Genomic DNA, 26,093 nt, shown 5'->3' on the forward strand with positions numbered 1-26,093 from the left:
TAGCCAGTGCATTCTTTTGTTTTGTATGATGCCTCAATCAGCTCGAGCGAGGCGTTATGCAAGACTCAAAAAAGGTCAACAACAAGGCCTCCGGCAAGGTGGCGCAGACAGCCGCGGTGGTCAAATCGACCGCACGGCGTTTGTCGCCCGAAGTCAGAGAACAGCAAATCGTGCAGAAGGCGATAGAGCATTTTGCGACGTGCGGATTTTCGGGCAGTACGCGCGAACTGGCGCGCCAACTTGACGTCACCCAACCGCTGCTCTACCGATACTTCCCCAGCAAAGAAGCACTGATTGACCGCGTATACGATGAGGTCTATCAGTGGGATGACGCTTGGGAGTCCATCATAAAAGACCGCTCGGAAGGTCTTCAGTCTCGCTTGGTGCGTTTCTATACCGCTTATGCCCAGGTGATCCTGCGACGAGAATGGATTCGTATCTTCGTGTTTGCCGGTTTGACTCGCGAAGGTATCAATGATCGCTATCTGGCCAAATTGCGCGAGCGGGTCTTCATTCCCGTTATCGCGGAAATTCGCCACGCGCATGGTCTGGCGCCGTCAGCGAGTGCGACGATCAGTGAAAGCGAACTCGAACTGATCTGGAGTTTGCACGCCAGTATTTTTTACGTGGGCGTTCGAAAGTGGATCTACGATCTTCCCGTGACTGAGGACATAGACGTGCTGATCAAGCAAATGGTCGACGCGTTCCTCAACGGCAGCCCTCACACCCTGCAACAACTGGATAGCGACGCGCTCGACATCCACTCTTGAGTTGAACAGCGATGCCGCCCCTGTGCGGCGTTGAACACTGCTTTTAGACGTCTGCATTACTGGCTGTCATTACTTTCCTTGGCGATTTGCGCAAAGGGTGATGGATGGCGCGCCCCCCGCTTTCGCGCTAAGAAAACTCCCTGATACCCGCCTGATAAGCCTTCCGAATCGGCGGCACGCAGCATTGCGCGCACAAAAATATGCCCCCCAACCTATTTACTTCAAATTCGTGAAGCTCTATTGTTTATCAAGTGATAAATAAACACAAAACGTTGGAGGCATCATGCAAGTCTTGAAGCTCGCTCACTATTCAATACGCTCGTTCGATCTGGAAAAATCGAGCCGATTTTATGAAAAAGTGCTTGGGTTTACTCCCGGCTACCGGCCGCCGTTCGATTTTCCCGGCGTCTGGCTGTACATGGGCGGCGACGAGAAGGATTACGGCACGGTTCACATTATCGGGATTGATCCGAATAACCCCGAAGGCCTCAAGCAATACCTGGGTGATAAAGAAATCCCGCAGACCGGCACCGGTACCGTCGACCATATTGCGTTTCTGGTCACCGGCCTGGTCGATTTCTGGAGCGTTTTCAAAGCCGAAGGGGTTGCTTGGCGTGACCGCACCGTTCCCAGTCTTGGCCTTCATCAGGTGTTTATCGAAGACCCTTCAGGCGTGACCATCGAGCTCAATTTTCCGGCATCGGAAATTCAAGCGGTCGGTTCTTATGCAGACCATGTGGCGGCCATGGGAGGAGAGCGGTCATGACTCATTCTTCGAACAAGCGCCGGGCTATTGTTGTGGGTGGTTCTCTGGGAGGGCTGTTTGCAGCGAATATGCTATTGCGCAAAGGTTGGGATGTAGAGGTCTTCGAGCGCGTGCCGGATGAGCTTGCCGGACGTGGCGCCGGCATCGTGACGCACCCTGAGTTGTACGAGGCGATGGCAGTGGCGGGTATTCCTCTCGACACCTCCATCGGTATCGATGTGCATTCACGCGTTACCCTGGCGCAGGGCGGTAGCGTCGTACTTGAGACGGCACACCCGCAGACTTTGACCGCGTGGGGGAAGATGTACCAGGTGCTTCGCGCGGCTTTTCCAGATTCTCAGTACCGCTGCGGTGGCAATGTAATCTCGGTCGAAAGTACTCCGACGCACGCCAGTGTCACGTTGGCCGACGGGACAACCCACCAGGCCGATCTCATTATCGCCGCGGATGGATTTCGCTCGACCATTCGCCAGCATTTTTTACCAGACGTGCACCTGCAATATGCCGGGTATGTTGCCTGGCGCGGACTGGTTGATGAAAGTGCGCTCTGCGACGCCACTCACACGGCGCTTTTCGACAAGTTTGCATTTTGTTTGCCGCCTCAAGAGCAAATTCTGGGCTACCCCGTAGCCGGGCATTCCAATAGTACGGCTGCAGGCCAGCGTCGCTACAACTTTGTGTGGTATCGCGCGTGCGACGACGATGCCTTGCGCGACTTATTGAGGGATGAAAGCGGTAAACAATTTGAAGGCGGAATTCCTCCCGGGCTGATACGCGGTGACGTGCTTGATGCTATGTACAAGGCAGCCGATACCTTACTGGCTCCCCAGTTTGCCGAAGTCGTAAGAAAGGCGTCTCAACCGCTGTTTCAGCCGATTTACGATCTTGAAGTTCCGAAGATGAACTTCGGCCGTATTGCTTTAATCGGTGACGCCGCGTTTGTAGTGCGTCCTCACTGCGGCATGGGTGTTACCAAGGCTGCCGGCGATGCTTTGGCCATTGTGGAAGCACTGGAGCGTCATGCATCTGTTGAGCTCGCATTGGCAGACTTCAGCGAACAGCGCTGCCAATTCGGGACGTCGATTGTTCAGCATGCGCGGCACTTGGGGGCCTATATGCAAGCGCAACTGAAAAACGAAGAAGAGCGCGAAATGGCTGAGTTGCATAGGACTCCGGAAGCCGTCATGCGTGAAACTGCCGTGCCTGTGAGCTTTTAATTCGGTCGTAAGCCCTTCTGCAGGAGATTCCTATGCAAGCTCTATATCCGCAAGACGGTGACCCGGCCGTGTCTGCCAATCAGCTGGAAAACGCCATCAGGAGTCCGATACTCGACAGCCCCGACTTTCGTGGGCTGGTCAAACAGCGTCGCAGATTTTCGTGGAGCATGAGCCTTCTCATGTTGACGGTCTATTTTGGATTCATCCTTTCCCTGGCCTTTATGCCCGAACGTTTGGGCACTCCGATTATTGAAGGGCAGCCCATTACCTGGGGCATCCCTGTCGGCTTTGGAATGTTTGCCTTCACCACGCTGCTGGTGGCCATCTATGTATGGCGCACTACGACCTGTTATGACCCGAAAATAAAAAAAATCATCAGGATCTTTCACACATGAAGCGTCTACTCATTGGAGCCACAGCCGTTGTTACTTCAGCGGTGGCACAGGCAGCCGAGCCCTCCATCGCCGCACAACAACATAGTTATTTAGCCATTGGTATGTTTTTAGCGTTCGTTATATTCACGCTATTTATTACGCGATGGGCTGCACGCAAAAACAACAGCGTCGCAGATCACTATGCTGCCGGTGGAAAAATCACCGGGTTCCAGAATGGTTGGGCCATCGCCGGGGACTATATGTCCGCCGCCTCGCTGCTTGGTATATCAGCACTGGTGTTTACCAACGGCTTTGATGGGTTGGTTTATTCAATTGGGTTTCTTGCAAGCTGGCCAATCATCCTGTTTTTGATTGCAGAGCCCTTGCGCAATTTGGGCCGTTATACGCTCGCGGATGTGCTGAGTTATCGGCTGAAGCAACGGCCTATACGCGCTTTTTCGGCATCCAGCTCGATCGTCATTGTTCTTCTGTACCTGGTGTCTCAGTTGGTAGGCGCCGGGAAGCTGGTGGAGCTGTTGTTCGGCTTTGATTACACGGCAGCCGTGCTGCTTGTAGGCACGCTCATGGTGATCTACGTTTTTTTTGGCGGGATGTTGGCCACTACCTGGATTCAGATTATCAAAGCAGTATTGCTGCTGACCGGCTGCGTTTTCATGGCGGTCATGGTCTTGGCCGAATTCGGCTTTAGTTTGAATCAGCTGTTTACTCAAGCAATCCGTGTCCATCCCTCTCATGTGGCAATCATGAGCCCCGGTGGGTTGATAAGTGATCCTGTGTCCGCGATCTCACTGGGCTTGGCACTTGTGTTTGGTACGGCAGGCCTTCCGCATATCCTTATGCGTTTCTTTACCGTAGGCAACGTGAAGGCAGCACGCCAAAGCATTCTTTATGCGACGGGTTTAGTCGGCATCGGCTATGCGCTAATTGTGATCATTGGTTTTGGCACCATCGCATTGGTTGCAGGCAACCCCGACTATCACGATCAGTCAGGCGGAATATTGGGCGGCGTGAATATGGTTGCGATTCATCTGGCACACCATGTCGGCGGCGAGGTGTTTCTTGGCTTCATGTGCGCGGTATCGTTTTCGACGATATTAGCGGTCGTGGCGGGGCTGACCCTTGCCGGCTCATCTGCTGTTTCACATGATCTCTATGCACATGCCTTGCGTCGCGGCGCGGCGAATGATCGTGAAGAGATGCTGGTGTCACGTGTGACCACTATTGTGCTGGGCGTTTTGTCGATTCTTCTGGCCATCGCGTTTGAAAAACAGAACATCGCTTTTATCGTGAGCTTAACGTTCTCCATCGCTGCCAGCTCCAATTTTCCAGTGCTGCTGCTGTCCATTTACTGGAAAGGCCTGACAACACGCGGCGCAGTGGTGGGCGGTTCCTTGGGACTGGTATCTGCAATCACCTTGTGCATTCTCAGCCCTACCGTTTGGGTCAAGATACTGCACCATCCGCAAGCCTGGTTCCCATACGAGTACCCGGCTCTATTTTCCATGTCGATAGCATTCATCGGTATCTTCCTGTTTTCCATCACAGACCGCTCTGCGGGCGCAGCGGGGGAGCGCGACCGATACGCAAACCAATTGGTAGATTCTGAACTGGGGACACCTGCAACGTGGAGCGCGCAGTTGAAGGTTGAGTGAGCATTATGAGAATCCTGCTCGTACGCCTTGCTCCAGGACTCAAGGTCAAGCCGGTTATTGCGCCATCAATCGTCGAAAATGCAGAGGGTACCGGCCGGTAACGCGCTTGAAGGCGCTGCTGAAGGCGCTCTCGGATGTATATCCGAAAGACCGTCCAATGTCCCCGATGGAGGCACGCGTCTCGCGCAGTGCACGCTCTGCGAGTCGCATGCGCCAATGGGTCAGGTAGGTCATTGGGGCGACACCGGCGACCGTTTTGAAGTGTAATGCGAACGTCGCTCGCGACATGGCGGCTGCCTTCGCCAATGCTTCGAGTTGCCAGGGATAGCCGGGATCGCCGTGCATCAATCGAAGCGCCGGCGCAATGCGCTTGTCGGTCACGGCCCTCAACCACCCCGGGTTCAGGGGGGCTTCAGTAACAAAATGAGCGCGCAGGGTCTGGATGAACATCAGGTGGGCAAGCTGTGCCGAGGCAACGCCAGAGCCCGGTGAATTGTCTTCGCGCTCCTGAATAAGTTCATCCATCAACCAGGAAAGTTTTAGCGCTTGACGCGAAGTGCCCCGCACGTGAATGGTTGCCGGGATGGCGTCCAGAAACAGCTGATCGTAGTCAGAGCCAAGTTCCACACCCGCAACGATCACATAGCAGTCATCACCGGACCCGAGTTGCACCGTGGCGCCCACGCGATTCTTGACCACATCACTGAGGTCTACTCGTGGTGCGCAAAGGTCGCTGGCGATGGTGAGCGAGCGAGGCCTCGAAGAGAGAAACACATCACCTTCTTCCAGCAGGATGGGCGTCGCTTCGTCATCGAACGACAACCAGCAGCTGCCGCGAGCCACCCCCCAGAACTTGATCGTGTCCGGCGCTGGAATGGCTATCGCCCAGGCACCGCCTGCCACTAGTCCGCCGGACATGACGGATCGCGCGTTTACGAAATGCAGGAACTCTGAAAGGGGATCGCTGTGCATGCTCAGACGATGACGCAAGTAATGCAGAGGATCAAGCATTAATAATCTGGTTTGACAGCGTTATCTTGCAGGTGTACCGGGGGAGAGCCACCGGACAACACGCCCTTCGCGATGATTGCGGTGGGCCTACTCATTGAACGACTACTCGTCTAAAAGGGCACCCATGACACAGCGCACTTGGTTTATTACTGGCGTCAACAGCGGTTTCGGCCGCGTCATGACAGAGCAACTGCTAGCCCGCGGTGATCGGGTGGCAGGCACCACGCGCAAGATGGAAGCACTGAGCGATCTCAAGGACAAGTATGGCGATCAACTGTGGCTCGCCCACTTGGATATGACGGACACCGTCGGCATCCAACAAGTGGTGAGCAACGCTTTCGGTGCGCTTGGCAAGATCGATGTCATTGTCAGCAATGCAGGCTATGGCTTGTTTGGCGCAGCGGAAGAGTTGAGTGACGAACAGGTCAACCATCAATTGTCGACAAACCTGATTGGTCCAATCATGTTGATTCGCGCGGCCTTGCCTCACTTGCGTGCGCAAGGGGGCGGCCGAATCATCGGCCTTTCGACGTTTGGCGGGCAGACAGTGCTGCCCGGTGGCTCTCTTTATCACGCGAGCAAATGGGGGCTGGAGGGTTTTCTGGATTCTTTGTCCATCGAGCTTGCACCCTTCAAGATCGGCGTCACGATTATTGAACCCGGCAGCGCACGCACCAATTTCCGTTTCGGTGGTGCACAGCTCGGTAAGCCTCTCGCTGCTTACAAGGACACTCCGGCCGGGATGGTGCATATGATGATCAAAGATACCTCGCGCCAGCCTCTCGGAGACCCGGCGAAGATGTCGGAAATAATCCTCGACAGTGTCGATCACGAACCTGCACCGAAACGGATTGTTCTTGGCTCCGACTCTTGGGGCATCCTCTTCAAGTCGTTGACTGATCGGTTGGCGGCGGTTGCGGATCAGAAGGCTCTCGCTTCATCGACGGACATCCCGGCCAGTGCCTGATCATCATGCTTTTTGTGGGCGCTCCATCACCAGCAACGTGGAGGTAGCGCTTGCGTAGATGCGCTCGTCGGGGCCCTTCAAGGTAGCCTCGGCAAACGCCGCCCGCCGGCCGACCGAGATGACACGGCCCTCTGCGCGCAGTGGGCCTGTCTCAGTGGTAATGGGGCGCAAGTATGAAACTTTCAGTTCAAGGGTTGTGTAGGCCTGGGTGGCTGAAAGCTTTGAGTGAACGGCGCACCCGCATGCCGAGTCGAGCAGCGTTGCAGCATATCCGCCGTGGACCGTGCCGATCGGGTTGTAAGCATGCAGGCCGGGCGTGCCTGTAAAGACCGCCCACCCATCACCTGCCTCGACAAACGTGAAGTCGAGCGAATCTCCAATCGGCGGTCGTCCCCCGGCTGAAATCAAAGCCTGGAGGGTTTCAAGTCCGGATAGGCCGGGTGCAACTTCATTGACTAGATTCACTGATATTTCTCCATTTGGGCCGCAGCGTTCTCGCTGGCCGGACGATGCAACGGGATTGAGCGCCTGATGTGTGGCGGCTCCTGTCGTTTAAATTCAATGGGCATTCGCGGACGGCTGCTTCGGCGGCTGCACCTTGTGCATCAACGGCACCAGCAACACCGCGACAACAAAGCACGCCATGATCATCAGGAACGCATCGGCATACGTCAGCGTCTGCGCCTCGCGCCATGTCAGCGCCCATAGTTGATGCAGCGCGAACTGGCCCGCATCCAGGCTGTTTTGCCCAAGTGACTGAGCGTTGCCCGAAAGCTGATCAAGCCAGACATTCATGGTTTCGTTCTGGATGTTCAGGTGCTCGGCCAGCCGCAGGAAATGCAGGTTGGTGCGGTCGTTGAGCACCGTAGCGCAGGCGGCGATACCGATGGCGCCGCCGAGGTTGCGCATCAAGTTGAACAGCCCGGAGGCGAGTTTCAGCCGGTCGGGGGCCAGTGCACCGAGAGTCAGGGTCACCACGGGTGGCACCGTTATTTGCTGGGCAAACCCGCGTATGGCCTGGGGCAGCAGCAGTTCCCTGGCGCCCCAGTCGTGGGTGATGGGGGAGAAGTCCCACATCGACAAAGCGAACAGCGACAGCCCGAACATCAGGATCCAGCGCAGGTCGAAACGGCTGGCCAGCACTGCGTACACCGGGATGGCCAGCAACTGGAACACCCCCGTTGAAAACACCGCCAGGCCGATATCCAGCGAGCCATACCCACGCACCCGGCCAAGAAACAGCGGCGTGAGGTAGATGGTGGCGAAAATGCCGATGCCAGTGATGAACGAAAACAGGCAGCCCAGGGCGAAGTTTCGGTCCCGCAGAGCGCGCAGGTCGACAATCGGCTCCTTGATTTCCAGGCAGCGCCAGATAAACAGTGCGCCGCTGATGGCGGTTATCCAGGCAGTGGTGGCGATGGTGCTGTCACTGAACCAATTCCAGCGCGGGCCTTCTTCGAGGGTGTATTCCAGGCAGCCGAGAAACACTGCCATCAACGCCATGCCGATGTAGTCAGCGCCCTTGAGCAACGATGGGTTGGGGCGGTCGACCTTGACCAGCATCGGCACGGCAAAGGTCACAAACAGGCCGGGCAGCAGGTTGATGTAGAACAGCCAGTGCCAGGAGGAAATGTCGGTGATCCAGCCTCCCACTGCGGGGCCCAGTGTGGGCGCCAGTGACGCGATGGCGCCGATGGTAGACGCGGCGATCACCCGTTGCTTGCCGTTGAAATACATAAACGCGGTGGTGAACACCAACGGGATCATCGAGCCCCCCAGAAACCCCTGCAGGGCGCGAAACGCGATCATGCTCTGGATGTTCCAGGCCAGCGCGCAGAGCAGGCTGGTCAAGGTAAAACCGGCCGCCGAGGCCGCGAACAGCCAGCGCGTGCTCATCACTCGGGAGAGCCAGCCCGACATCGGGATCACGATGATTTCCGCGATCAGGTAGGCGGTCTGCACCCACGCCGTATCGTCCGCACCGGCAGACAACCCGCCGCCAATGTCCTTGAGCGAGGCGGACACGATCTGGATGTCGATCAGGGCGATGAACATGCCCACACACATGGTGGCGAAGGCCGCGACCTTTTGCGCGGTGCTGAGGGTGGGCAACGGGCTGTTCATAGCTGGGCCTTGAGTGCGCTGGCCTGGTCGTCGAACACCTCCTGGGTGTTGACCTTGGCCATCACCGACAAGCCCGGTCGCAGGGCGCCAAAGTCGGCGTCATTGCTGTCGAGCCGCACACGTACCGGCACGCGTTGCACAATCTTGGTGAAGTTGCCGGTGGCGTTCTCCGGCGGCAACACGCTGAACTGCGCACCGGTGGCGGGAGCCAGGCTCTCGATGTGCCCGTGGAATTCACGGCCGGGGAGGATGTCGGCGCGGATACTCACGCTTTGCCCAATCTGCAGGCGACCCAACTGGTCTTCCTTGAAGTTGGCGTCTACCCATAGCCCTTTTGCCGGTACCACCGAGATCAGTTGGCTGCCGGCCGCGGCGTAGGCACCGACCCGGGCGCGGCGGTTGCCCACATACCCGTCCACCGGTGCTCGCAGTTCGGTGTAGCTGATATTCAGTTGGGCCTGGTCGCGTTCGGCTTGCGCCTGTTGCAGCGCGGCGCGAGCCTGGCCGCGCTGGGTTTCAATCACGTCGATTTGCCGGCGTGCCGCCATCAACCCGGCTTGCGCCCGGGAGTGATCGGCGCGGGCGGTCTTCCACACGGCGTTGACCCGTTGCGCGCTTTCGACCGACACGGCCTGGCTGCGCACCAGGTTCTGGTAACGCGTTTGATCGTCGCCGGCCCGTTGCGCCTCGGCGTCGGTGGCGTCGATCTGCGCCCTGGCCTGGTTGATCACCGCCAGTTGCAGCTGTTCGGTGGCGTCCAGGTTGGCGAGCGCGGCCTGTTGCGCAGCCACGGCGCCGTCGGCTTTGGCCAGGGCGGTGCGGTAGTCGCGCACATCGATGCGGGCCAGCACGTCGCCGGCGTGCACGAACTGGTTGTCCTGCACGGCCACTTCGCTGATATAGCCGGGCACTTTGGCGCTGATGACGGTCACATCCGCCCCCACGTAGGCGTCGTCGGTGTCTTCAACAAACCGGCTGACCAGCCACCAGTGGCTGGCGTACCAGACGCCGCCAGCCACGGCCAGGGTCAGCAGCCCCAGGCGCAGCACCTGTTTGCGCCGGGATGTTTTGGTGGGTTCGGGCACAGCGCTGACTGGAGCGTCCATGGCGAAATGACCTCATTGAGTATTAGTGGGGGAAGGGGCTGACCAGTTGGTCTTTTTCGGCGTAGGCCCGGCCGGTTCGCGCGCGCCACAGGGTCAGGGGTTCGGCGTCGGCGGCGACATGCACCCGGTGGCCCTCGCGGGTGATGGGTTTACCGGTGTTGGCGTCCATCAACGCGAGTTTCACGGGGCGCCCGGTGGCTTCATCGGCCAGAAACACCTTGGTCGAGCCTTCGGCATGCCGTGCGCCCCAGGCCATCAGCGTGAGAATGACCTGGCGCAGCTCCCGACCGGCTTCGGTGAGGTGGTACTCGTGGCGCGGCGGGTTGTCCTGGTACGGGCGCCGCTCCAGCAAACCGTGGGTCACCAGGGCGTTCAGGCGGCGGGTCAGGGTGTTCGAGGCGATCCCGAGGCTCTGGAGGAACTCATCGAAACGGCGCAGCCCGTAGAACGCATCCCTCAGGATCAACAGGCTCCAGCCATCACCAATGTGCTCCAGAGCACGGGCGACCGGACAGGACATGGGCTGGAAGCTGGCTTTTTTCATCATGGTCACCTGCGTCAGTCGAGCAATATTACATACGTAATATTGCATTGTGACTTTCATAATGAAAGCTACTTTAGAAATTATTTGTTACGTTGGGCTGGGTAGGGGCGCTTGGCCCTAAAACGAAAGGAAACGAAGTCGTGCCGTATGGAAGGCACGCGGACCCCGGAAATCATCTTCAAAGCTCGTGATTTACCGTCTGTTGTGCCTCTGCCAACAACCAGTCCCGAAATGTCGCCAACTTGGGCAAGCTCGCACACTCAGGTCGATAAACGACGTAGTAGGCCAGCTCCGATGCAACACTGATGTCTGGAAACAACCGCACCAACCGTCCGCTTGCCAGGTCGTCGTGGGCCATGACGCTGCGTGCAAGTGCGACGCCGTGCCCCTCAACCGCAGCCTGCAACACGGCGGCGGAATTGTTGATTTGCATGCCCCGCATGGAGCGGGTGTCTTTCGCCCCGGCTTTCTGCATCCAGGTTTCCCAGCTTGGAAAACCGGTATGGCTATCCATTGAGAGGTCGTGAATCAACATCTCCTGCGCCAAGTCATTGGGCTTTTGCAAACGCGAGTGCTCGCGCAGCAATTGTGGTGAGCACACCGGATAGACCTCTTCATCCATCAGTTTTTCGGCGCTCAACCCTGGCCACCGCCCCGTGCCATAACGCACACCGATATCGATCCGCTGCGCGACGAAATCCACCGGTTTGAGGTTGGTATCCAGGCGCACGTCTGTTTCGGGACAAACCGCCTGGAAGCGCTCGATGCGAGGCAGCAGCCATTTGGCGGCAAACGCCGGGCTCACGGCCACGGTCAATACGCCGGTGATCGAACTTTCCCGCAGTCGCTCCATCCCCAGCGTCAGCCTGTCGAAACCTGCGCGGATGTCGGGCAGCGCGCGCTCGGCCACTTCCGTAGGCACAAGCCTTGCCCGGCCACTGTTGCCGCGCACAAACAGTGGGCTACCGAGCCATTCCTCCAGCGTGCGTACCAACTGACCGACCGCCGCGGGTGTGACGTTGAGTTCGACCGCCGCCGCAGAAAAGCTCTGATGGCGGGCGCTGGCCTCGAAGGCGCGCAGGGCGTTCAGATGGACCGGTGATTTCATGGTGATAAAGTTTTTCTTTCAGGGATTGACACTTTATCTCGTTTGTCTGCAGCCGTGAAGAAGAGAAAAATCGCCTCCATGCCGACTGTTGATCTGTTTGATGGGTGAGCGCATAGGCATGCGAGTGCCGTTGGAAACAATAGTTTTTCTTCCATTCAAGTCCTGCCTGGCGGCGGGCGCACAGAGAGATTTTCAAGATGAGCAATCAATTCAAGGGCAAGAAGCTGTTGGTCGTCGGTGGCACCAGCGGCATGGGCCTGCAGACGGCGCGCACCGTACTGGCCGAAGGCGGCAGCGTAGTCATCGTGGGCAACCGCCCGGAAAAAACCGAAGCAGCCCGCCGGGAATTGGCTGAACTGGGCCAGGTATGGGCACTGACCGCCGACCTGGCCAACGACGCCGCCGTCGCTTCGCTGATCAAAACCCTGGACGAACAGCATTCGGATATCGACCTGCTGGTCAACGCCGCTGGCGTGTTCTTCCCCAAGCCATTCCTGGAGCATTCGGAAGCCGATTACGCCCAGTACATGTCGATCAACAAAGCGACCTTCTTCATCACGCAAAAGGTTGCCGCCAACCTGGTCGCCAAGAACCGCCCGGGCGCGATCGTGAACATTGGTTCGATGTGGGGCAAGCAGGCGATCGCGGCCACACCGTCGTCGGCCTACTCGATGGCCAAGGCGGGTCTGCACTCGCTGACCCAGCACCTGGCGATGGAACTGGGCAGCAAGAACATCCGTGTTAACGCGGTGTCGCCTGCCGTGGTGCAGACCCCTATCTACGAAGGCTTCATTCCAAAAGCCGAAGTGCACAGTGCGCTGCAAGGCTTCAACAGCTTCCACCCGATTGGCCGTGTGGGCACGCCTCAGGATGTCGCCGAAGTGGTTGCCTTCCTCCTCTCGGACAAGGCGGGCTGGGTTACTGGCGCCGTCTGGGACGTCGATGGCGGTGTCATGGCTGGCCGTAACTGACCTGCGCCGCTGACGCACTGAGTTCTTTGCCAGGCGAGACCCCACACCTGGCTTCAATCTGTTTTTGGAGAAAGACCATGATGCAAGACTGGAATGGCTACCGCGACGCCCTGATGGAGCGCGTGGGCGACTACGCTAAACAAAGCCCGGACGTGATGCGCGGCCTGATGATGATCGACAATTCGGCGGTCAAGACGGGGCATCTGGAACCGAAGATCCACGAGCTGATCGCATTGGCGGTGGCTGTGACCACGCGCTGCGACGGGTGTATTTCCGTTCACACCAAGAAGGCGGTCGAGCACGGTGCCACGCTTGAAGAAATCACCGAAGCCCTCGGTGTGGCGATTGCCCTGAACGCGGGTGCTGCACTGACGTACTCGGCACGCGTCGTCGAGGCCTATCAACAACTGCCCAGTCAGTAAGCCCTATCGATATGCACCGCCCACCCACGGACGGGTTGGCCGGTGTCTTTGTCCCCGTTTGGATAACCCTCATGCTGATCAATGCCGATTTCACTCGCCGCGCCATCGTGGCGTCCCAGCAGTGTCAATGGGTGGCTTCGCCCCAGGATGGCGTCGAGCGCGTGATGCTGGATCGCGTGGGCGCGGAACAAGCCCGTGCCACCAGCCTTGTGCGGTATGCCCCTGACTCCCGTTTCCCTCGCCACCCCCATCCCGGGGGAGAGGAGATTCTCGTGTTGTCGGGGACCTTCTCCGACGGGAGTGGGGACTACCCGGCGGGCTGGTATTTGCGCAATCCCCCCGGGTCCAGCCATCAACCCTCCAGCGCCGGGGGCGCCGTCATTTTCGTCAAGCTTCAGCAGATGCAGGGACGCGAGCAGCGCCATGTGCGCATTGATACCCGTGACCCTGCCGTGTGGCGTCGGGAGGGCCGGCGCGAGGTTTGCACGCTGTTCCGTGATGAAACGGAGCAGGTCTGTCTGCAACGTCTGGCACCGCATGACGCGATTTTCGAGACGCTGCCTGATGGCGCTGAACTGCTGGTGCTGGCGGGCAACGTGACGCTGGATGGAAAGGCATACGAGTGCGGCAGTTGGGTGCGCCTGCCTGCTGGTGAGTCTGCGGATCTCTACGCTGGCGACCAAGGCGCCACCCTGTACCTCAAAACGGGCCACCTGGCCGATGTGGCGGCAGAGGAATGAGCAAGCACACGGTACGCATTGCTATCGTTGGTGCCGGTTTGAGCGGCCTGTACGCCGCCTACCTGCTGGAACGCCAGGGCATAACCGATTATGTGTTGCTGGAGGGGAGGGAAGCCCTCGGCGGCCGTATTGCGTCCATCGACGCCACCGGCCAGGCCGTTACCCACATTGGCGCGAACACCGACGGCATCGACCGCTTCGACCTGGGCCCTACCTGGTTCTGGCCTGGCTACCAACACGAGCTTGGCCGGCTGGTGGAGGCCTTGGGCCTGGAGCAGTTTGAGCAGTTCGAGGAGGGCGACATGATGGTGGAGCGCTCACCCGAGGAGCCTGCTGTGCGCATGCATGGCTACGTGAACTCGCCCGCGTCCATGCGCCTGGCCGGTGGCATGGGGCGCTTGACCGAAGCCCTGCGAGATAAGCTCGCCCCGGCAAACATCATCACCGGCCACACGGTGCGCCGACTTCGCAAACACCACGGCTGTATCGAGCTTGAGAGCGAAAACGCCGCAGGCCATGTCAGTGCCTGGCAGGCCGAGCATGTCTTGCTAGCGCTGCCGCCTCGACTGGTCGAACGCACCATCGCATTCGAACCGGCCTTGCCTGCATCGCTGGCCCTGCAGTGGCGTGAAACGGCGACGTGGATGGCACCTCAAGCCAAGTACGTCGCCATCTATGACACACCGTTCTGGCGGGAGCAGGGGTTGTCCGGTGAAGGCCGCAGTGCACGTGGGCCACTGGGTGAAATCCATGACGCCTCCATGCCGGGTGGCAGCGCAGCGCTGTTTGGCTTCCTGGGCGTGCCGGCGCGTGTACGCAGCACGGTCTCCGACGAGGCATTGCGTACGCACTGCCGTGCGCAACTGGTACGGATGTTTGGCCCTCTGGCGGCGACGCCCAAGGCCGAAGCCATCAAGGACTGGGCGCAAGACCCGCTTACGGCCACCGCAGTCGATGTAAATGCGGCGGCCCAGCATTCCCGGGCGCCCTCGGCCAAGGCAACTTCGGGACCCTGGCAGGGATGCCTGACAGGCATCGCCAGCGAGTGGTCGCCGCAGTTTTCCGGCTATTTGGCCGGGGCCGTCGAGGCCGCCGGCCTGGGCGTGAAGGCGTTGACTGAACATGCCAGTGCGGCTGCGTTGAATCCATCGAAGCGTTGACCTGAGATCGCAAGGCAAGACGGCGCTCGTTGTTGTTTCGGCCTGACACTTTTCCGTTTTTTATCTTTTCAGGAGCCGAGGGCTATGAACGCTACATACCGTGCCATGCAAGTCACCCGACCGGGTTTTCTGGAGCTGGTTAACCGTCCAACAACTGCCCCTGGTAGTGGGCAGGTGCTGATTGCCGTGGAGGCCTGCGGCATCTGTGGTGCCGATATTGGCGACATCGAAGGGGCAGACCCTGCACTGCAGCCGCCGCGTGTGCCGGGTCATGAAGTGGTCGGCCGCATCGCCGCGCTGGGCGAGCACGTTCCATCGCTCTGGAAAGTCGGCCAGCGTGTGGGCGTGGGCCGCCTGGGCGGGCCTTGCGGCGAATGTGTACCGTGTCGCCAGGGGCACTTTCAGCTGTGCCAACACCAGCCCTTTGTCGGCGCTACTTGCGACGGTGGTTATGCCGAAATGATGCTGGCGCGAGCCTCCGGGTTGGTATCGATTCCTGACGAACTCCTTGCCGAGGAAGCCGCGCCGTTGCTTTGCGCCGGCATCGCCACGTTCAATGCGTTGAAGAAGTGCGGCGCGCAGGCGGGCGATACGGTTGCCATCTTTGGTATTGGCGGCCTGGGGCATATGGCCCTGCAGTACGCGCGCCGGATGGGGTTTCGCGTGGTTGCCATCGGGCGCGGCACTGATATCGCCGACGACGCATGGAACCTGGGAGCCCATGTCTACATCGACACCCATGAAGAAGACGCGGCGACGAAGCTCAAGGAAATGGGCGGCGCTCAGGCCATCGTGAGTACTATCAGCGCCCCTGCTACCGTATCGGCGCTCATGGCCGGGCTCGCACCACAAGGCCGTCTTGTTCTGCTTGGAGCGGGCAAAGATCCGTTGCCGGTGTCGACCGGCCACCTGGTCGTAGGTGAGCGCAGCCTGCTGGGTTCGATCACCGGCTCGCCCTACGAAAACGAAAGGACCCTGGATTTCAGCGTGCTGGCTGACGTACGCCCGAGGATCGAAGTGATGCCCTTCGAACAGGCCAATGAAGCCTACCAACGGATGAAGTCCGGCGACGTCAAATTCCGCATGGTATTGAGCATCGCAGGTGAGCACGCCGCTGCGCGCATTGACCCGTGATGACGACCTTGCGATGGGTACTCGACACCCATTAAGAACCATGACCTCAACACTGCCCCAACAGACTGCCGATGCCGACGGCTGAAGAGCTTGGAGGAGGGCGTCCGCTCGGAATTGGCCATGCACCTGCGGGCATTAGCAATGCCTCGGCCAATCTGGGACTGCAATTCGACGGGGCGCTGATCCTGCTCAAGCAAATCCCGGGCGCTATACGTGATTTAACATAATATACATTATGCGTAATCATATGATCCGTTATCAGGGTCAGTGCAGCCAGATTTCAACCAGTGCACCACGCTCCTCATCGACCAAACCCAGCCTGTCTCGATTTGGTCGATGAGCCTGGATCACACCTGAGCGAAACCGCCATCCACGAACATCTCGCTGCCCGTCATGAAGCTGCTCTCATCCGATGCCAGGAACAATGCCGCATTCGCCACTTCATCTGGCTGCCCCATACGACCCAGCGGTACACGCGTAACCATCGAATCGACAATCGCATCCTTCTGGCCGGTACCTGATAGCGCTCTGTCCAAACCCGGTGTCGTTGTCGGCCCAGGTGAAAGCACGTTCACGCGAATACCTGTGCCTTGCAGATCCAGCGCCCAGCTTCTCGCGAAGTTTCGCAGTGCGCCTTTCGACGCGCTGTAGACGCTGAACGCTGCGGTGCCCATCGAGGCCGTCGTCGAACCTGTCAGCACAATCGAGCCACCGGCGCTCATCAATGGCAACGCGTTCTGTACGGTGAACAACGTGCCTTTCACGTTCACGCCAAAGGTGCGATCAAACGATTCCTCCGTGATCGCCCCAATGGGCTCCAGATCCCCAAGGCCTGCATTGGCGAACAACACATCAACACGACCTTTGTCAGCCTTGATCTGCGCGAATACCCGCTCAAGATCACGCAGGTTTGAAATGTCGCCCTGGATCGCGATCGCGTCATGCCCGATCAGGACCAAGGCTTTGTCCAGTTCATCCTGGCGGCGTCCCACGATAACGACCTGTGCACCTTCGGCCGCAAAGCGTATGGCGCTGGCCAAGCCGATCCCGCTGTTGCCACCGGTGACGACGGCGATTTTCCCGTTGAGCCTGTTCATGAGTGTTTCCTTCAAATGTTGAGGCCCAAGCGTAGATCTGCGCTATTGTTTTGAATAGTATGCACCTTTTGGTAAGTACCAAGCCTGAGGGCAAAAACATGTCAAACAGCACCTTTAACTGCGGGCTCGACGCCGCCCTGGCGGTGATTGGCGGGAAATGGAAACCGTTGGTCCTGTACCACCTGGCCCATGAAGTTCACCGTTATGGCGAACTGCGGCGCGCCGTTGGCGGCGTGACGGACAAGGTGCTGATCCAGCAATTGAAGGAGCTGGAACGCGATGAGATCATCGCGCGCATCGACTACAAGGAGATACCGCCAAAGGTCGAATACTCCCTGACTCCCTTCGGACGCTCGCTGGCCCAGGCATTGGGGCCGCTTTGCCAATGGGGGACCGACCATATGCTGGCGGTTGAACGCATCAGTGAGCGCCGAGCGACCGCCCTCGCCCAGCCTTAAATTCGCGAAATATCCAACTCGACTAAATGGATATTTAGTTGAGTTAAATCAATACTTTACGTCTATCTCCCGTATCAATTGCCTATTCACGACACCCTGCCGCTGGTGACTATGTAGCGAGTCTGTAAACACCGGCTTGTATGCGCCGAGGGCGATCACTAAGCTGGCCCCTCTTTTTTACCGCCGCCCGGAACCACCATGTCTCGAAGTATCGCCCACCTCGCCCTGCTGCTGGGGTTGATCACCGCCGTCGGCCCGTTTGCCATCGACAGCTACCTGCCGGCGTTGCCGACACTCGGCGCCAGCCTGCATGCCTCGCCTGCCGCGGTGCAGATGAGCCTGACGGTGTTCTTCATGATCATCGGTGTGTGCCAGCTGTTCTACGGCCCGATCAGCGATGTGTTCGGGCGCAAGCCGCCGATCTATGCCGGCCTGGCGATTTTCATCGTGGCCAGCATTGGTTGCGCCCTCGCCCCCTCCATCGAGGTGCTGATCGGCTTCCGGGCGTTGCAGGCCTTTGGCGCCTGCGCCGGGATGGTGATTCCGCGGGCGATTGTGCGTGACTTGTACACCGGCCATGAAGCCGCGCGCCTGATGGCGTTGCTGATGCTGGTGGTGAGCATTTCACCGATTCTCGCACCGCTGGCCGGCAGCGTGATCATTGCCGTGTGGAGCTGGCGCGAAGTGTTTTGGGTACTGGGTGTGGCCGCAGTGCTGTGCCTGATCATGACCGCCGTGCAATTGCCGGAAACCCACCCCGCCGAACGCCGCCTGGGCAAGACCCTGGGCAATGCGTTCGGCAGCTACGGCGCGTTGCTGCGTGATCCGGTGTTTACCGGGTTGTCGGTAGTGGGCGGTTTTGGCCTTGCGACGTTCTTCGTGTTCATCGGCAGCGCGCCATTCGTTTACATCGAGTACTACGGGCTCACGCCAACGCAATTCAGCCTGTGCTTTGCCCTCAACGCGGCGTCGTTTTTTGCCCTGAGCCAGTTGACCGCGCGCTTGAGTGCACGCTTCGGCCTCGCGCCGTTGATTCGCTGGTCGGTGGCGGGCGTGGCAACGGTCATGGCCTTGCTGGCGCTCACCACGCTGTGGGTCAATAGCCTGCCGTTGATGATGGCGCTGCTGTTTATCGGCTTCGGTTTTCTCGGGCTGCTGTTGCCGGCGGCCGGGGTATTGTCCCTGGAAGACCATGGCGCAGTGGCCGGTTCTGCATCAGCGTTGCTGGGCGCGATCCAAATGATCACCGCCGCCGTGTGCATGGCGGTGGTGGGTGTGTTTGCCGACCACACCCCGGCACCGATGTTGATCGGCATCGCCCTGAGCGCGGTGGCGGCGATGCTGACTGCGTGGTGGACCCTCAACCGATTGCCACCGCACCTGGCCCGCGCGGGGTCATAGCGACGCCGGGTAGGTCGTCGCCAGCCTTCGACCGAATGGCTCACGCCTGTTCCTGGGGTTGCCACACCCGGCAGTCGGGCCCCTGCTCTACCCCGCTGTCCGGGACTTTCGCGCTTTTGCGTACGATCAACCGCCCCCTCACGACTTCCTGAATGGCAGGCGTATCGGGGTTTTCCAATTGCGCGCAGATGATCCCAACCGCACGACTCACCATATCGCTCACCGGTTGAACGTAGGTGGTCAACGAAAACACTGGCCAGGCGGCCAGGCCGATGTCATCGAACCCGACGATCGAGATCTCTTTGCCCGGTGTGAGCCCGAACTCCTCGCGTGCGACATTGATGGCGCCCAGGGCCATGATGTCATTCGCACAAAAAATCCCGTCAGGCGGACTGGCACTCGACAGCAGCCGGCGTACGGCCTCCATCGCGCCTTCAAAGGTGTAGTCACCCACGGCGCGTTGCGGTACCGGATGCCCCAGACGTTGCAGTGCGTCGACAAAGGCGATTTCCCGGTCACGACTGGTCGAGGAGCTTTCCTTGCCGGCGATATAAGCCAGCTCGCGATGCCCGCCAGCCACCAGGAACTGCGCAATTTCCATGCTGCCCTGGGCGTTGTCGCTGGTCACGCTGGAGATACTGGTGCTGTCATTTCGACGGTTGACCAGCACCACTGGCAACCCGGTTTGCTTGCACTCCTCGGCAAACCGCGAAGACAGGCTCGCCGACACCAGCACCAGCGCCTCCACGCGGTAGCCCAGTATCTCTTCCAGCACCGGGTCAGAGTCTTCGTGGTTGGCCGTGGAGAACAACAGTACTCGATAGCCAAGCTCTTCGAACGCCGCCGACAAGGCTTCCAGCACTGCAGAATAAAACGGGTTTTCCATACTTGGCGCGACCACGCCAATCAGGTTGGAGCGCCGCTTGATCAACGAACGCGCCCACTGGTTCGGACGGTAGCCCAATGCTGCCGCCGCCGCCTCCACCTTTTGCCGGGTTTTCGGCGAAACACTGGCGCCTTTGGTGAACGTTCGCGAGACCGCAGACTGCGAGACACCGGCCAACCGGGCCACATCATGGGCAGTGATCGGGTGTCTGGAAGGGTCGTTGGAGTCTGCCATTGAGTCTGCATCCACATTTCAAATGCCGATCATACCTGCCATTTAAAGCAAGGTGTGTCGCCCGTCCCATGCTCGCCCGTCTCGCGCAAATTTCTCGGTCTTTTTTCGCCCTCCCCCTTTTCATCTCGTCCGGGAATGGCTTAGCATCGGCTAAATTGCATACGTATGCAATATCTAAAACAACAACGCTAGGAATTCATCCCATGGCAATTTGGCTCAAAAAAGGCGCAGAAGCGTCCGTCATCAAATCAGCAGCGCGTGAGGTGCGTGACACCGTCGAAAAGACCCTGGCAGACATCGAAGAACGGGGTGATGACGCGATTCGTGAGCTATCGATCCGCTTCGACAACCTGGACCGGGATGACTACCGGCTCTCCAGCGCCGAGATCGATGCCTGCATGGCGCAGTTGACCAAGCGCGACATCACCGACATCGAATTCGCCCAGACCCAGGTGCGCAATTTCGCCCAGCACCAGCGCAACAGCATGCGTGACCTGGAAGTCGAAACCCTGCCGGGCGTAGTGCTCGGCCACAAACACATTCCGGTTAACGCGGCGGGCTGCTATGTACCCGGTGGCAAGTATCCGTTGTTGGCCTCCGCGCACATGTCGGTGATCACCGCCAAGGTCGCCGGGGTTCCACGCATCATCACTTGCGCCCCGCCGTTCCATGGCAAGCCGGCACCGGCGATTGTCGCCGCACAGCACATGGCGGGTGCCGACGAGATCTACTGCCTGGGCGGCATCCAGGCTATCGGCGCCATGGCCCTGGGCACCCAGTCGATTGCTGCGGTGGACATGCTGGTGGGGCCGGGCAACGCGTTTGTGGCGGAAGCCAAGCGTCAATTGTTCGGCCGCGTCGGTATCGACCTGTTCGCCGGTCCGACCGAGACCCTGGTGATCGCCGATGAAACCGTGGACGGTGAAATCTGCGCCACGGACCTGCTCGGTCAAGCCGAACACGGCCCGGATTCCCCGGCGATCCTGCTCACCACGTCGGAAAAACTCGCCCGCGAGACGATGGCTGAAATCGAGCGCTTGCTGACGATCCTGCCGACCGCCGGGATTGCGCGCCAGGCCTGGGAAAGCTTCGGCGAAGTGATCGTCGCTGAAGACGAACAGGAGATGCTCGCCATTGCCAATGACCTGGCGTTCGAACACGTACAAGTCATGACCCGTGACCCGGACTTCTTCCTGGACAACATGCGCAACTACGGCGCCCTCTTCCTCGGCCCTCGCACCAACGTCTCCTACGGCGACAAGGTGATTGGTACCAACCACACCCTGCCCACCAAAAAAGCCGCGCGTTACACCGGTGGGCTATGGGTCGGCAAGTTCATCAAGACCTGCACCTACCAGAAAGTGATGACCGACGAAGCCTCCTCCCTCATCGGCGAATACTGCTCACGCCTGTGTGCCCTCGAAGGGTTCTCCGGGCATGGCGAACAGGCCAACATCCGCGTGCGTCGCTACGGCCACAAGCACGTCCCTTACGCCGGTATCGCAGAATAAAAACAGCTTGGCTACAACGGGTCGCGCCACGTGCGCGGCCCGACAAAAACAAAAATCATAGCCATCGCGCAGCCCAACACTGGCCCTCTGCGCCAAAGGCCCAGCCTCGAAGGACATCCCATGAGTGTCATCATCGCCTTGCTGGCGTTGTTCGCGTTAATGCTCGCTGCATATCGGGGATACAGCGTCATTATCTTCGCGCCTCTCGCCGCACTCGCTGCCGTTCTACTGACTGACCCCGGCGCCGTTGCGCCGGCGTTCACTGATATTTTCATGGACAAGATGGTCGGCTTTATCAAACTGTACTTTCCGGTGTTTTTGCTCGGCGCCGTGTTTGGCAAGTTGATTGAGTTGTCCGGCTTTTCCCGCTCCATTGTCAAAGCCGTGATCCAGGTGCTCGGCAGCAGCCAGGCCATGCTGGTGATTGTGCTGGTCTGTGCGCTGCTCACCTACGGCGGTGTTTCGCTGTTCGTGGTGGTGTTTGCGGTGTATCCGTTTGCCGCGGAAATGTTCCGCCAAAGCAACATTCCCAAGCGCCTGATGCCCGCAACGATCGCCCTGGGTGCCTTCACCTTCACCATGGATGCGTTGCCTGGTTCGCCGCAGATCCAGAACATCATTCCCACCACGTTTTTCGGTACCACGTCCTGGGCGGCGCCCTGGCTGGGAGTCCTGGGTTCGTTGTTCGTACTGATCGGCGGCATGCTGTACCTGGAGCGCCAGCGACGCAAAGCCCGGCGCGCGGGCGAGGGTTATGGCACCGACCTGCGCAATGAGCCCGAAACGCCCCAGGACATCGCCCTGCCCCACCCGCTAGTGGCGTTGCTGCCGTTGCTGTTGGTAGGCGTGATGAACCTGGCCTTCACCCACTGGATTCCACAGTGGTACGGCAGCATTTATGAAATTGACCTGCCCGGACTGAAGGCACCGATCCAGACCCAGGTATCGAAGATGATCGCCATCTGGTCGGTCCAGGCGGCCTTGCTGGTAGGCATCGTCACGGTCTTTGCATTCGCCTGGCGCACCCTCGTCAGCAAACTCGCCGAAGGCAGCCGCACCGCCGTTGGCGGGGCCATGCTCGCTACGCTCAATACCGCCTCGGAATATGGGTTTGGCGCAGTGATTGCGGCGTTGCCTGGCTTCGTTGCAGTGGTTGAAGCGCTCAAGGTGATCCCCAATCCGCTGATCAACCAGGCCATCACCATTAACTTGCTGGCGGGTATTACCGGGTCGTCATCGGGTGGCATGAGCATTGCCCTGGCGGCGATGTCGGACACCTTCATCGCCTCCGCCAACGCCGCGCATATCCCGCTGGAAGTCATGCACCGTGTGGCCGCCATGGCTGCCGGGGGCATGGACACCCTGCCCCACAACGGCGCGGTCATCACCTTGCTGGCGGTCACCGGCCTGACTCACCGCCAGGCCTATAAAGACATTTTCGGCATGACGATCTTCAAGGTACTGGCGGCGTTTTTCGTGATTGGCGTGTACTACCTCACGGGGCTTGTTTGATCCGGACCGTGTGACGGGAAGTTATACCGCCGCGTTGTTTTAGTCCGACGGAGCCCCGGCCTGGGGCTCCATCTGTGCCAAATAAGCCCACGGGTAAATCCCCCGCTGGTGCCCATCGCTGAAAATCAACTGCACGCCATACCCCTGGGGATGGACCTCCAGCACCCGGACACGGTCCGACACCAGCGGCGGCATGCCTCTCAACCGAAAGGCCCGGCACTGCGAGCACGGGCATTCACGGCGCAGGCGAGCGTGGTCGATCCATTGCACGCCGTCGCGCCATTCCAGCCTCAAGCGCCCATCATCATCGCGGCCAATGCCGTTCGGTGCACTGTTCATTGCAGTTGTGCCAGGGCAATGCGCACCGCCTTGCGTACTTCCGGGTCGCCATCGTCGGCCGCATCACGCAGCGGGCCAAGGGCCTGTCGGTCGCCCAACTCGCCCAGCGCCAGGGCGGCTTCCTTGCGCAGGTTGCTGATGCTGTGGCCCAACGTCAGGAGCAGCGCCGGCAACGCCGGTGCATACCGCAGGCGCCCAAGGCTGCGGGTGGCGCGCAGGCGGACTTGCCAGTAGTCATCGGCCAGCGCCGTGATCAAGGCGTCGCCCGCGCGGGTGCTACCGACTTTGCCCAAGGTGGTCGCGGCCTCTTCCCGTACTTGCCAGGTGGCGTCCTGCAACGCTTCATACAGCGCCGGCAGTACCCGCTCATCACTGGCCAGGCCGAGGGCGCCGGTGGCGGCACGCCGGACCTCGGTGTCCGGATCGCTGCTGGCCAACCTCGCCAGGGCGTCCAATGCCGGCAGGTGCTTGAGCCAGCCGAGCACACCGACCGCTTCGCGGCGCGCCCCCGCATCGGTATCGTTCAGCGCCAGCATTGCCGACGGCGCCGCCGCTTCAAGGCGCAACTCGCGCAGGGCACGGAAGATTGCCGTGCGCACGCTCGCGTCGGCGTGGGTGGCCCACGGCAATAACAGCCGGCCCGCCTGCGTCGTCTTGAGTACGCTCAAGCTCTGGGCGGCGGCATCACGTACCGTCGCTTCAGTGTCGGTCAGCGCCTGGCACAGCGCCTCGACCACTGCGTCTTCTTCCCACGCCTCCAGCAGGCTGGCAGCCTGGGCGCGCACGTCGGTGGCCGGGTCGTGGCGCAGGCTGTCCACCAGCCACACCAGGCCGTCGGGGTCTTCCAGGTCAGCCAGGTCAATCAGGGCGATCCGGCGCATGCCGGCATCCGGCGCTTGCAGCCGCGGGCGCAGGGCTTGGATGTCGGGTTTTTCGGTTTCATAGGTCATATGGCAAATCGCGGTCTTGGGTGATCGTTGGGTAGCCCGAGCGGGTTCAGCCGTGGTAACTGGCGACCATCTTCGTGGTGCAGCAGCTCCAAGCAATGGCGCTTGAGGTGGGTAAATTCCGGCGAGGTCATCAGTTCGGTGCTGCGCGGCCTTGGGAAAGTCAGCTGGAAATCCTCGATGATGCGCCCGGGGCGCGGGCTCATGACCAGGATGCGGTCGGCCAGGAACAGCGCTTCGTCGATGTCATGGGTGACAAACACCACGGTGGTGCGGATGCGCGTCCAGATGTCCAGCAGCAAGGCCTGCATCTTCATGCGGGTCAGGGCATCCAGCGCGCCGAACGGTTCATCCATCAACAGCAGGCCGGGACGATTGATCAATACCCGGGCAATTTCCACCCGCTGCTGCATGCCACCCGACAGCTGGTTGGGCCAGCGCTCGGCAAAACCTTCCAGGCCCACCAGGTGAAGGATCTCATCGGCGGCGGCCAGGCGCTCGGCCTTGCCTACGCCGCGCATCTTCAGGCCGAAGGCAACGTTTTCGCGCACCGAACGCCAGGGGAACAGCGTGTGTTGCTGAAACACCATGCCCCGTTGCTGGGACGGGCCGGCAACCGGCCGGCCATCCATTTCCAGCGTGCCCTGGCTTGGCGTGAGATGCCCGGCCAGTGCGCCGAGCAAGGTCGACTTGCCACACCCGGACGGGCCGAGGATGCACACGAACTGCCCCGGCTCGATCCTGCAATCCAGGGCTTTCACCGCCTCGAATGCCTGCTGCTGTTCGCCCAATACAATGGATAAGCCGCGTATGTCGACACGGCCTTCAAGATGACTCATCAGGCTTTACCTCGTGGTCGATGCCAGGGAGTGAACAGTGCGCCGAGACGCTTGACCAACAGGCTGCTGCCCATGCCCAGCACGCCGATCAACAGCATGCCAACGACAATGTCGGCATAGTTCTGGATGGTGTAGGACTCCCAGGTGTAATAGCCGATACCGTACTGGCCGGAGATCATTTCCGCCGTCACCAGGCAGAACCACGAAGTGCCCATGCCAATCGCCAGGCCGGTGATGATGCTCGGCGCGGCGCCCGGCAAAATCACCTCCAGCAGGATCGCCCGGCGCCCTGCCCCCAGGCTGCGCGCCGAGGCGATCAGCCGAGGATCGACGCCTTCCACGCCATGCACCGTATTGAGCAGCACCGGAAACAGCGCGCCGGTGAAGGTGATGAAGATCATCGACAGCTCCGACGACGGGAACATCAGGATCGCCAGCGGAATCCAGGCCACCGCCGGGATCGGCCGGATCACCTCCAGCGGCGGCAACAGCAGGTCTTCCGCCCACTTCCAGCGGCCAATCGCGATGCCCAGGCCGATCCCCACCAGCGCGGCCGCCAGGTAGCCCTCGAACACCCGGGTCAGGCTTGCGCTCAAGTGCCGCACAAGCTTGCCCGAGTCCGCCAGCCCCAGGGCAGCCTGCACCACGGAGCCCGGCGTGGGCACATTGGCAAACGTCACCAGCCACAGGTTCCAGTGCTGGCTGGCCGCCAACTGCCAGAACAGCAGGCACAACAGCAAGGAAGCGGCCTTGGGCAGCCAGCGCCATGGGGTGCTTGTCAT

27 protein-coding genes are annotated in these 26,093 nt (G+C 60.1%); 15 read left to right on the forward strand and 12 right to left on the reverse strand.

Annotated elements, in window-relative coordinates; genetic code table 11:
- Window positions 1-56 precede the first annotated feature (56 nt).
- From HX786_RS05900 to HX786_RS05920, 5 genes are all read left to right on the forward strand, one after another.
- On the forward strand, window positions 57-770 hold the full coding sequence (locus HX786_RS05900) for a TetR/AcrR family transcriptional regulator (protein WP_178903485.1): 714 nt from the start codon (window positions 57-59) through the stop codon (window positions 768-770).
- Between the two features lie 283 nt (window positions 771-1,053).
- The gene (locus HX786_RS05905) at window positions 1,054-1,536 is read left to right on the forward strand and encodes a VOC family protein (RefSeq protein ID WP_178903486.1); all 483 of its coding nucleotides are present in this window, start codon (window positions 1,054-1,056) and stop codon (window positions 1,534-1,536) included.
- Window positions 1,533-2,753, forward strand: coding sequence for an FAD binding domain-containing protein (locus HX786_RS05910; protein ID WP_178903487.1), 1,221 nt, complete (start codon window positions 1,533-1,535; stop codon window positions 2,751-2,753). The genes HX786_RS05905 and HX786_RS05910 overlap by 4 nt, the downstream gene beginning before the upstream one ends.
- Window positions 2,754-2,785: 32 nt before the next feature.
- Complete coding sequence (locus tag HX786_RS05915; RefSeq protein WP_178903488.1) at window positions 2,786-3,148, forward strand: DUF485 domain-containing protein; 363 nt, start codon at window positions 2,786-2,788, stop codon at window positions 3,146-3,148.
- A complete protein-coding gene (locus HX786_RS05920; RefSeq protein ID WP_178903489.1) occupies window positions 3,145-4,800 on the forward strand; it encodes a cation acetate symporter in 1,656 nt (551 codons plus the stop codon). Before HX786_RS05915 ends, HX786_RS05920 begins: the two co-directional genes overlap by 4 nt.
- Before the next feature lie 54 nt (window positions 4,801-4,854).
- Here HX786_RS05920 and HX786_RS05925 read toward each other — a convergent pair whose 3' ends face one another.
- On the reverse strand, window positions 4,855-5,811 hold the full coding sequence (locus tag HX786_RS05925; protein ID WP_256735064.1) for an AraC family transcriptional regulator: 957 nt from the start codon (window positions 5,809-5,811) through the stop codon (window positions 4,855-4,857).
- A 124-nt stretch (window positions 5,812-5,935) separates the two neighbouring features.
- Between HX786_RS05925 and HX786_RS05930 the strand changes: the two genes are divergently transcribed.
- A complete protein-coding gene (locus HX786_RS05930) occupies window positions 5,936-6,778 on the forward strand; it encodes an SDR family oxidoreductase (protein WP_178903491.1) in 843 nt (280 codons plus the stop codon).
- Between the two features lie 3 nt (window positions 6,779-6,781).
- Here HX786_RS05930 and HX786_RS05935 read toward each other — a convergent pair whose 3' ends face one another.
- From HX786_RS05935 to gcvA, 5 genes are all read right to left on the reverse strand, one after another.
- Window positions 6,782-7,243 carry a PaaI family thioesterase gene (locus HX786_RS05935; protein WP_177077749.1) on the reverse strand — a complete coding sequence of 154 codons (462 nt, stop codon included), beginning with the start codon at window positions 7,241-7,243 and terminating at the stop codon, window positions 6,782-6,784.
- A gap of 93 nt (window positions 7,244-7,336) precedes the next feature.
- Complete coding sequence (locus HX786_RS05940; RefSeq protein ID WP_178911827.1) at window positions 7,337-8,902, reverse strand: DHA2 family efflux MFS transporter permease subunit; 1,566 nt, start codon at window positions 8,900-8,902, stop codon at window positions 7,337-7,339.
- On the reverse strand, window positions 8,899-10,008 hold the full coding sequence (locus tag HX786_RS05945) for an HlyD family secretion protein (protein WP_178903493.1): 1,110 nt from the start codon (window positions 10,006-10,008) through the stop codon (window positions 8,899-8,901). Before HX786_RS05945 ends, HX786_RS05940 begins: the two co-directional genes overlap by 4 nt.
- 22 nt (window positions 10,009-10,030) lie before the next feature.
- Complete coding sequence (locus tag HX786_RS05950) at window positions 10,031-10,552, reverse strand: helix-turn-helix domain-containing protein (RefSeq protein WP_178903494.1); 522 nt, start codon at window positions 10,550-10,552, stop codon at window positions 10,031-10,033.
- A 178-nt stretch (window positions 10,553-10,730) separates the two neighbouring features.
- Window positions 10,731-11,660, reverse strand: coding sequence for a transcriptional regulator GcvA (gcvA, locus tag HX786_RS05955; protein ID WP_178911828.1), 930 nt, complete (start codon window positions 11,658-11,660; stop codon window positions 10,731-10,733).
- A 197-nt stretch (window positions 11,661-11,857) separates the two neighbouring features.
- On the opposite strand from gcvA, the gene HX786_RS05960 reads away from it, so the two are divergent.
- The 5 genes from HX786_RS05960 to HX786_RS05980 all read left to right on the forward strand — a co-directional run bounded on the left by HX786_RS05960 (window position 11,858) and on the right by HX786_RS05980 (window position 16,087).
- Complete coding sequence (locus HX786_RS05960; protein ID WP_177042036.1) at window positions 11,858-12,631, forward strand: SDR family NAD(P)-dependent oxidoreductase; 774 nt, start codon at window positions 11,858-11,860, stop codon at window positions 12,629-12,631.
- Window positions 12,632-12,711: 80 nt separating this feature from the next.
- Window positions 12,712-13,053: a carboxymuconolactone decarboxylase family protein gene (locus HX786_RS05965; RefSeq protein WP_218169017.1), complete on the forward strand. Its 342-nt coding sequence runs from the start codon at window positions 12,712-12,714 to the stop codon at window positions 13,051-13,053.
- A 71-nt stretch (window positions 13,054-13,124) separates the two neighbouring features.
- The gene (locus HX786_RS05970; RefSeq protein WP_178911829.1) at window positions 13,125-13,793 is read left to right on the forward strand and encodes a cupin domain-containing protein; all 669 of its coding nucleotides are present in this window, start codon (window positions 13,125-13,127) and stop codon (window positions 13,791-13,793) included.
- A complete protein-coding gene (locus HX786_RS05975) occupies window positions 13,790-14,953 on the forward strand; it encodes an FAD-dependent oxidoreductase (protein WP_178911830.1) in 1,164 nt (387 codons plus the stop codon). Before HX786_RS05970 ends, HX786_RS05975 begins: the two co-directional genes overlap by 4 nt.
- Before the next feature lie 84 nt (window positions 14,954-15,037).
- A complete protein-coding gene (locus HX786_RS05980) occupies window positions 15,038-16,087 on the forward strand; it encodes an alcohol dehydrogenase (protein ID WP_177042044.1) in 1,050 nt (349 codons plus the stop codon).
- A 347-nt stretch (window positions 16,088-16,434) separates the two neighbouring features.
- Here the strand turns inward: HX786_RS05980 and HX786_RS05985 are convergent, their stop codons facing one another.
- Entirely contained in the window at window positions 16,435-17,184 is a 750-nt protein-coding gene (locus tag HX786_RS05985; protein ID WP_087692989.1) for an SDR family NAD(P)-dependent oxidoreductase, read from the reverse strand.
- Window positions 17,185-17,282: 98 nt separating this feature from the next.
- Between HX786_RS05985 and HX786_RS05990 the strand changes: the two genes are divergently transcribed.
- Window positions 17,283-17,642: a helix-turn-helix domain-containing protein gene (locus HX786_RS05990; protein WP_008433396.1), complete on the forward strand. Its 360-nt coding sequence runs from the start codon at window positions 17,283-17,285 to the stop codon at window positions 17,640-17,642.
- A 198-nt stretch (window positions 17,643-17,840) separates the two neighbouring features.
- Window positions 17,841-19,043, forward strand: a complete 1,203-nt coding sequence (locus HX786_RS05995) for a multidrug effflux MFS transporter (protein ID WP_003217667.1) — start codon at window positions 17,841-17,843, stop codon at window positions 19,041-19,043.
- A 40-nt stretch (window positions 19,044-19,083) separates the two neighbouring features.
- Here the strand turns inward: HX786_RS05995 and HX786_RS06000 are convergent, their stop codons facing one another.
- The gene (locus HX786_RS06000; protein ID WP_102604341.1) at window positions 19,084-20,163 is read right to left on the reverse strand and encodes a LacI family DNA-binding transcriptional regulator; all 1,080 of its coding nucleotides are present in this window, start codon (window positions 20,161-20,163) and stop codon (window positions 19,084-19,086) included.
- Between the two features lie 203 nt (window positions 20,164-20,366).
- Between HX786_RS06000 and hisD the strand changes: the two genes are divergently transcribed.
- Together hisD and HX786_RS06010 are read left to right on the forward strand one after the other, a co-directional pair.
- Window positions 20,367-21,674, forward strand: coding sequence for a histidinol dehydrogenase (hisD, locus tag HX786_RS06005; protein WP_003217662.1), 1,308 nt, complete (start codon window positions 20,367-20,369; stop codon window positions 21,672-21,674).
- A 120-nt stretch (window positions 21,675-21,794) separates the two neighbouring features.
- The gene (locus HX786_RS06010; protein ID WP_003217660.1) at window positions 21,795-23,186 is read left to right on the forward strand and encodes a GntP family permease; all 1,392 of its coding nucleotides are present in this window, start codon (window positions 21,795-21,797) and stop codon (window positions 23,184-23,186) included.
- A 39-nt stretch (window positions 23,187-23,225) separates the two neighbouring features.
- Here the strand turns inward: HX786_RS06010 and HX786_RS06015 are convergent, their stop codons facing one another.
- The 4 genes from HX786_RS06015 to HX786_RS06030 are packed head-to-tail and all read right to left on the reverse strand — an operon-like array spanning window position 23,226 to window position 26,093.
- Window positions 23,226-23,525, reverse strand: a complete 300-nt coding sequence (locus tag HX786_RS06015) for a DUF971 domain-containing protein (RefSeq protein WP_003217658.1) — start codon at window positions 23,523-23,525, stop codon at window positions 23,226-23,228.
- A complete protein-coding gene (locus HX786_RS06020) occupies window positions 23,522-24,475 on the reverse strand; it encodes a HEAT repeat domain-containing protein (protein WP_178911831.1) in 954 nt (317 codons plus the stop codon). The genes HX786_RS06015 and HX786_RS06020 overlap by 4 nt, the downstream gene beginning before the upstream one ends.
- Window positions 24,472-25,311, reverse strand: coding sequence for an ABC transporter ATP-binding protein (locus tag HX786_RS06025; RefSeq protein ID WP_177052033.1), 840 nt, complete (start codon window positions 25,309-25,311; stop codon window positions 24,472-24,474). The genes HX786_RS06020 and HX786_RS06025 overlap by 4 nt, the downstream gene beginning before the upstream one ends.
- Complete coding sequence (locus HX786_RS06030) at window positions 25,311-26,093, reverse strand: ABC transporter permease (protein WP_003217654.1); 783 nt, start codon at window positions 26,091-26,093, stop codon at window positions 25,311-25,313. Before HX786_RS06030 ends, HX786_RS06025 begins: the two co-directional genes overlap by 1 nt.

Source organism: Pseudomonas sp. 21615526, from assembly GCF_013386245.1.
Taxonomy (GTDB): Bacteria; Pseudomonadota; Gammaproteobacteria; order Pseudomonadales; family Pseudomonadaceae; genus Aquipseudomonas.

Excerpts from the sequence above, each read along its gene's own strand:
- HX786_RS05900 (WP_178903485.1), top strand. The coding sequence starts at position 57 with ATGCAAGACTCAAAAAAGGTCAACAACAAGGCCTCCGGCAAGGTGGCG.
- HX786_RS05905 (WP_178903486.1), top strand. The coding sequence starts at position 1,054 with ATGCAAGTCTTGAAGCTCGCTCACTATTCAATACGCTCGTTCGATCTG.
- HX786_RS05910 (WP_178903487.1), top strand. The coding sequence starts at position 1,533 with ATGACTCATTCTTCGAACAAGCGCCGGGCTATTGTTGTGGGTGGTTCT.
- HX786_RS05915 (WP_178903488.1), top strand. The coding sequence starts at position 2,786 with ATGCAAGCTCTATATCCGCAAGACGGTGACCCGGCCGTGTCTGCCAAT.
- HX786_RS05920 (WP_178903489.1), top strand. The coding sequence starts at position 3,145 with ATGAAGCGTCTACTCATTGGAGCCACAGCCGTTGTTACTTCAGCGGTG.
- HX786_RS05925 (WP_256735064.1), bottom strand. The coding sequence starts at position 5,811 with ATGCTTGATCCTCTGCATTACTTGCGTCATCGTCTGAGCATGCACAGC.
- HX786_RS05930 (WP_178903491.1), top strand. The coding sequence starts at position 5,936 with ATGACACAGCGCACTTGGTTTATTACTGGCGTCAACAGCGGTTTCGGC.
- HX786_RS05940 (WP_178911827.1), bottom strand. The coding sequence starts at position 8,902 with ATGAACAGCCCGTTGCCCACCCTCAGCACCGCGCAAAAGGTCGCGGCC.
- HX786_RS05945 (WP_178903493.1), bottom strand. The coding sequence starts at position 10,008 with ATGGACGCTCCAGTCAGCGCTGTGCCCGAACCCACCAAAACATCCCGG.
- HX786_RS05950 (WP_178903494.1), bottom strand. The coding sequence starts at position 10,552 with ATGAAAAAAGCCAGCTTCCAGCCCATGTCCTGTCCGGTCGCCCGTGCT.
- gcvA (WP_178911828.1), bottom strand. The coding sequence starts at position 11,660 with ATGAAATCACCGGTCCATCTGAACGCCCTGCGCGCCTTCGAGGCCAGC.
- HX786_RS05960 (WP_177042036.1), top strand. The coding sequence starts at position 11,858 with ATGAGCAATCAATTCAAGGGCAAGAAGCTGTTGGTCGTCGGTGGCACC.
- HX786_RS05965 (WP_218169017.1), top strand. The coding sequence starts at position 12,712 with ATGCAAGACTGGAATGGCTACCGCGACGCCCTGATGGAGCGCGTGGGC.
- HX786_RS05970 (WP_178911829.1), top strand. The coding sequence starts at position 13,125 with ATGCTGATCAATGCCGATTTCACTCGCCGCGCCATCGTGGCGTCCCAG.
- HX786_RS05975 (WP_178911830.1), top strand. The coding sequence starts at position 13,790 with ATGAGCAAGCACACGGTACGCATTGCTATCGTTGGTGCCGGTTTGAGC.
- HX786_RS05980 (WP_177042044.1), top strand. The coding sequence starts at position 15,038 with ATGAACGCTACATACCGTGCCATGCAAGTCACCCGACCGGGTTTTCTG.
- HX786_RS05985 (WP_087692989.1), bottom strand. The coding sequence starts at position 17,184 with ATGAACAGGCTCAACGGGAAAATCGCCGTCGTCACCGGTGGCAACAGC.
- HX786_RS05990 (WP_008433396.1), top strand. The coding sequence starts at position 17,283 with ATGTCAAACAGCACCTTTAACTGCGGGCTCGACGCCGCCCTGGCGGTG.
- HX786_RS05995 (WP_003217667.1), top strand. The coding sequence starts at position 17,841 with ATGTCTCGAAGTATCGCCCACCTCGCCCTGCTGCTGGGGTTGATCACC.
- HX786_RS06000 (WP_102604341.1), bottom strand. The coding sequence starts at position 20,163 with ATGGCAGACTCCAACGACCCTTCCAGACACCCGATCACTGCCCATGAT.
- hisD (WP_003217662.1), top strand. The coding sequence starts at position 20,367 with ATGGCAATTTGGCTCAAAAAAGGCGCAGAAGCGTCCGTCATCAAATCA.
- HX786_RS06010 (WP_003217660.1), top strand. The coding sequence starts at position 21,795 with ATGAGTGTCATCATCGCCTTGCTGGCGTTGTTCGCGTTAATGCTCGCT.
- HX786_RS06015 (WP_003217658.1), bottom strand. The coding sequence starts at position 23,525 with ATGAACAGTGCACCGAACGGCATTGGCCGCGATGATGATGGGCGCTTG.
- HX786_RS06020 (WP_178911831.1), bottom strand. The coding sequence starts at position 24,475 with ATGACCTATGAAACCGAAAAACCCGACATCCAAGCCCTGCGCCCGCGG.
- HX786_RS06025 (WP_177052033.1), bottom strand. The coding sequence starts at position 25,311 with ATGAGTCATCTTGAAGGCCGTGTCGACATACGCGGCTTATCCATTGTA.
- HX786_RS06030 (WP_003217654.1), bottom strand. The coding sequence starts at position 26,093 with ATGACAAGCACCCCATGGCGCTGGCTGCCCAAGGCCGCTTCCTTGCTG.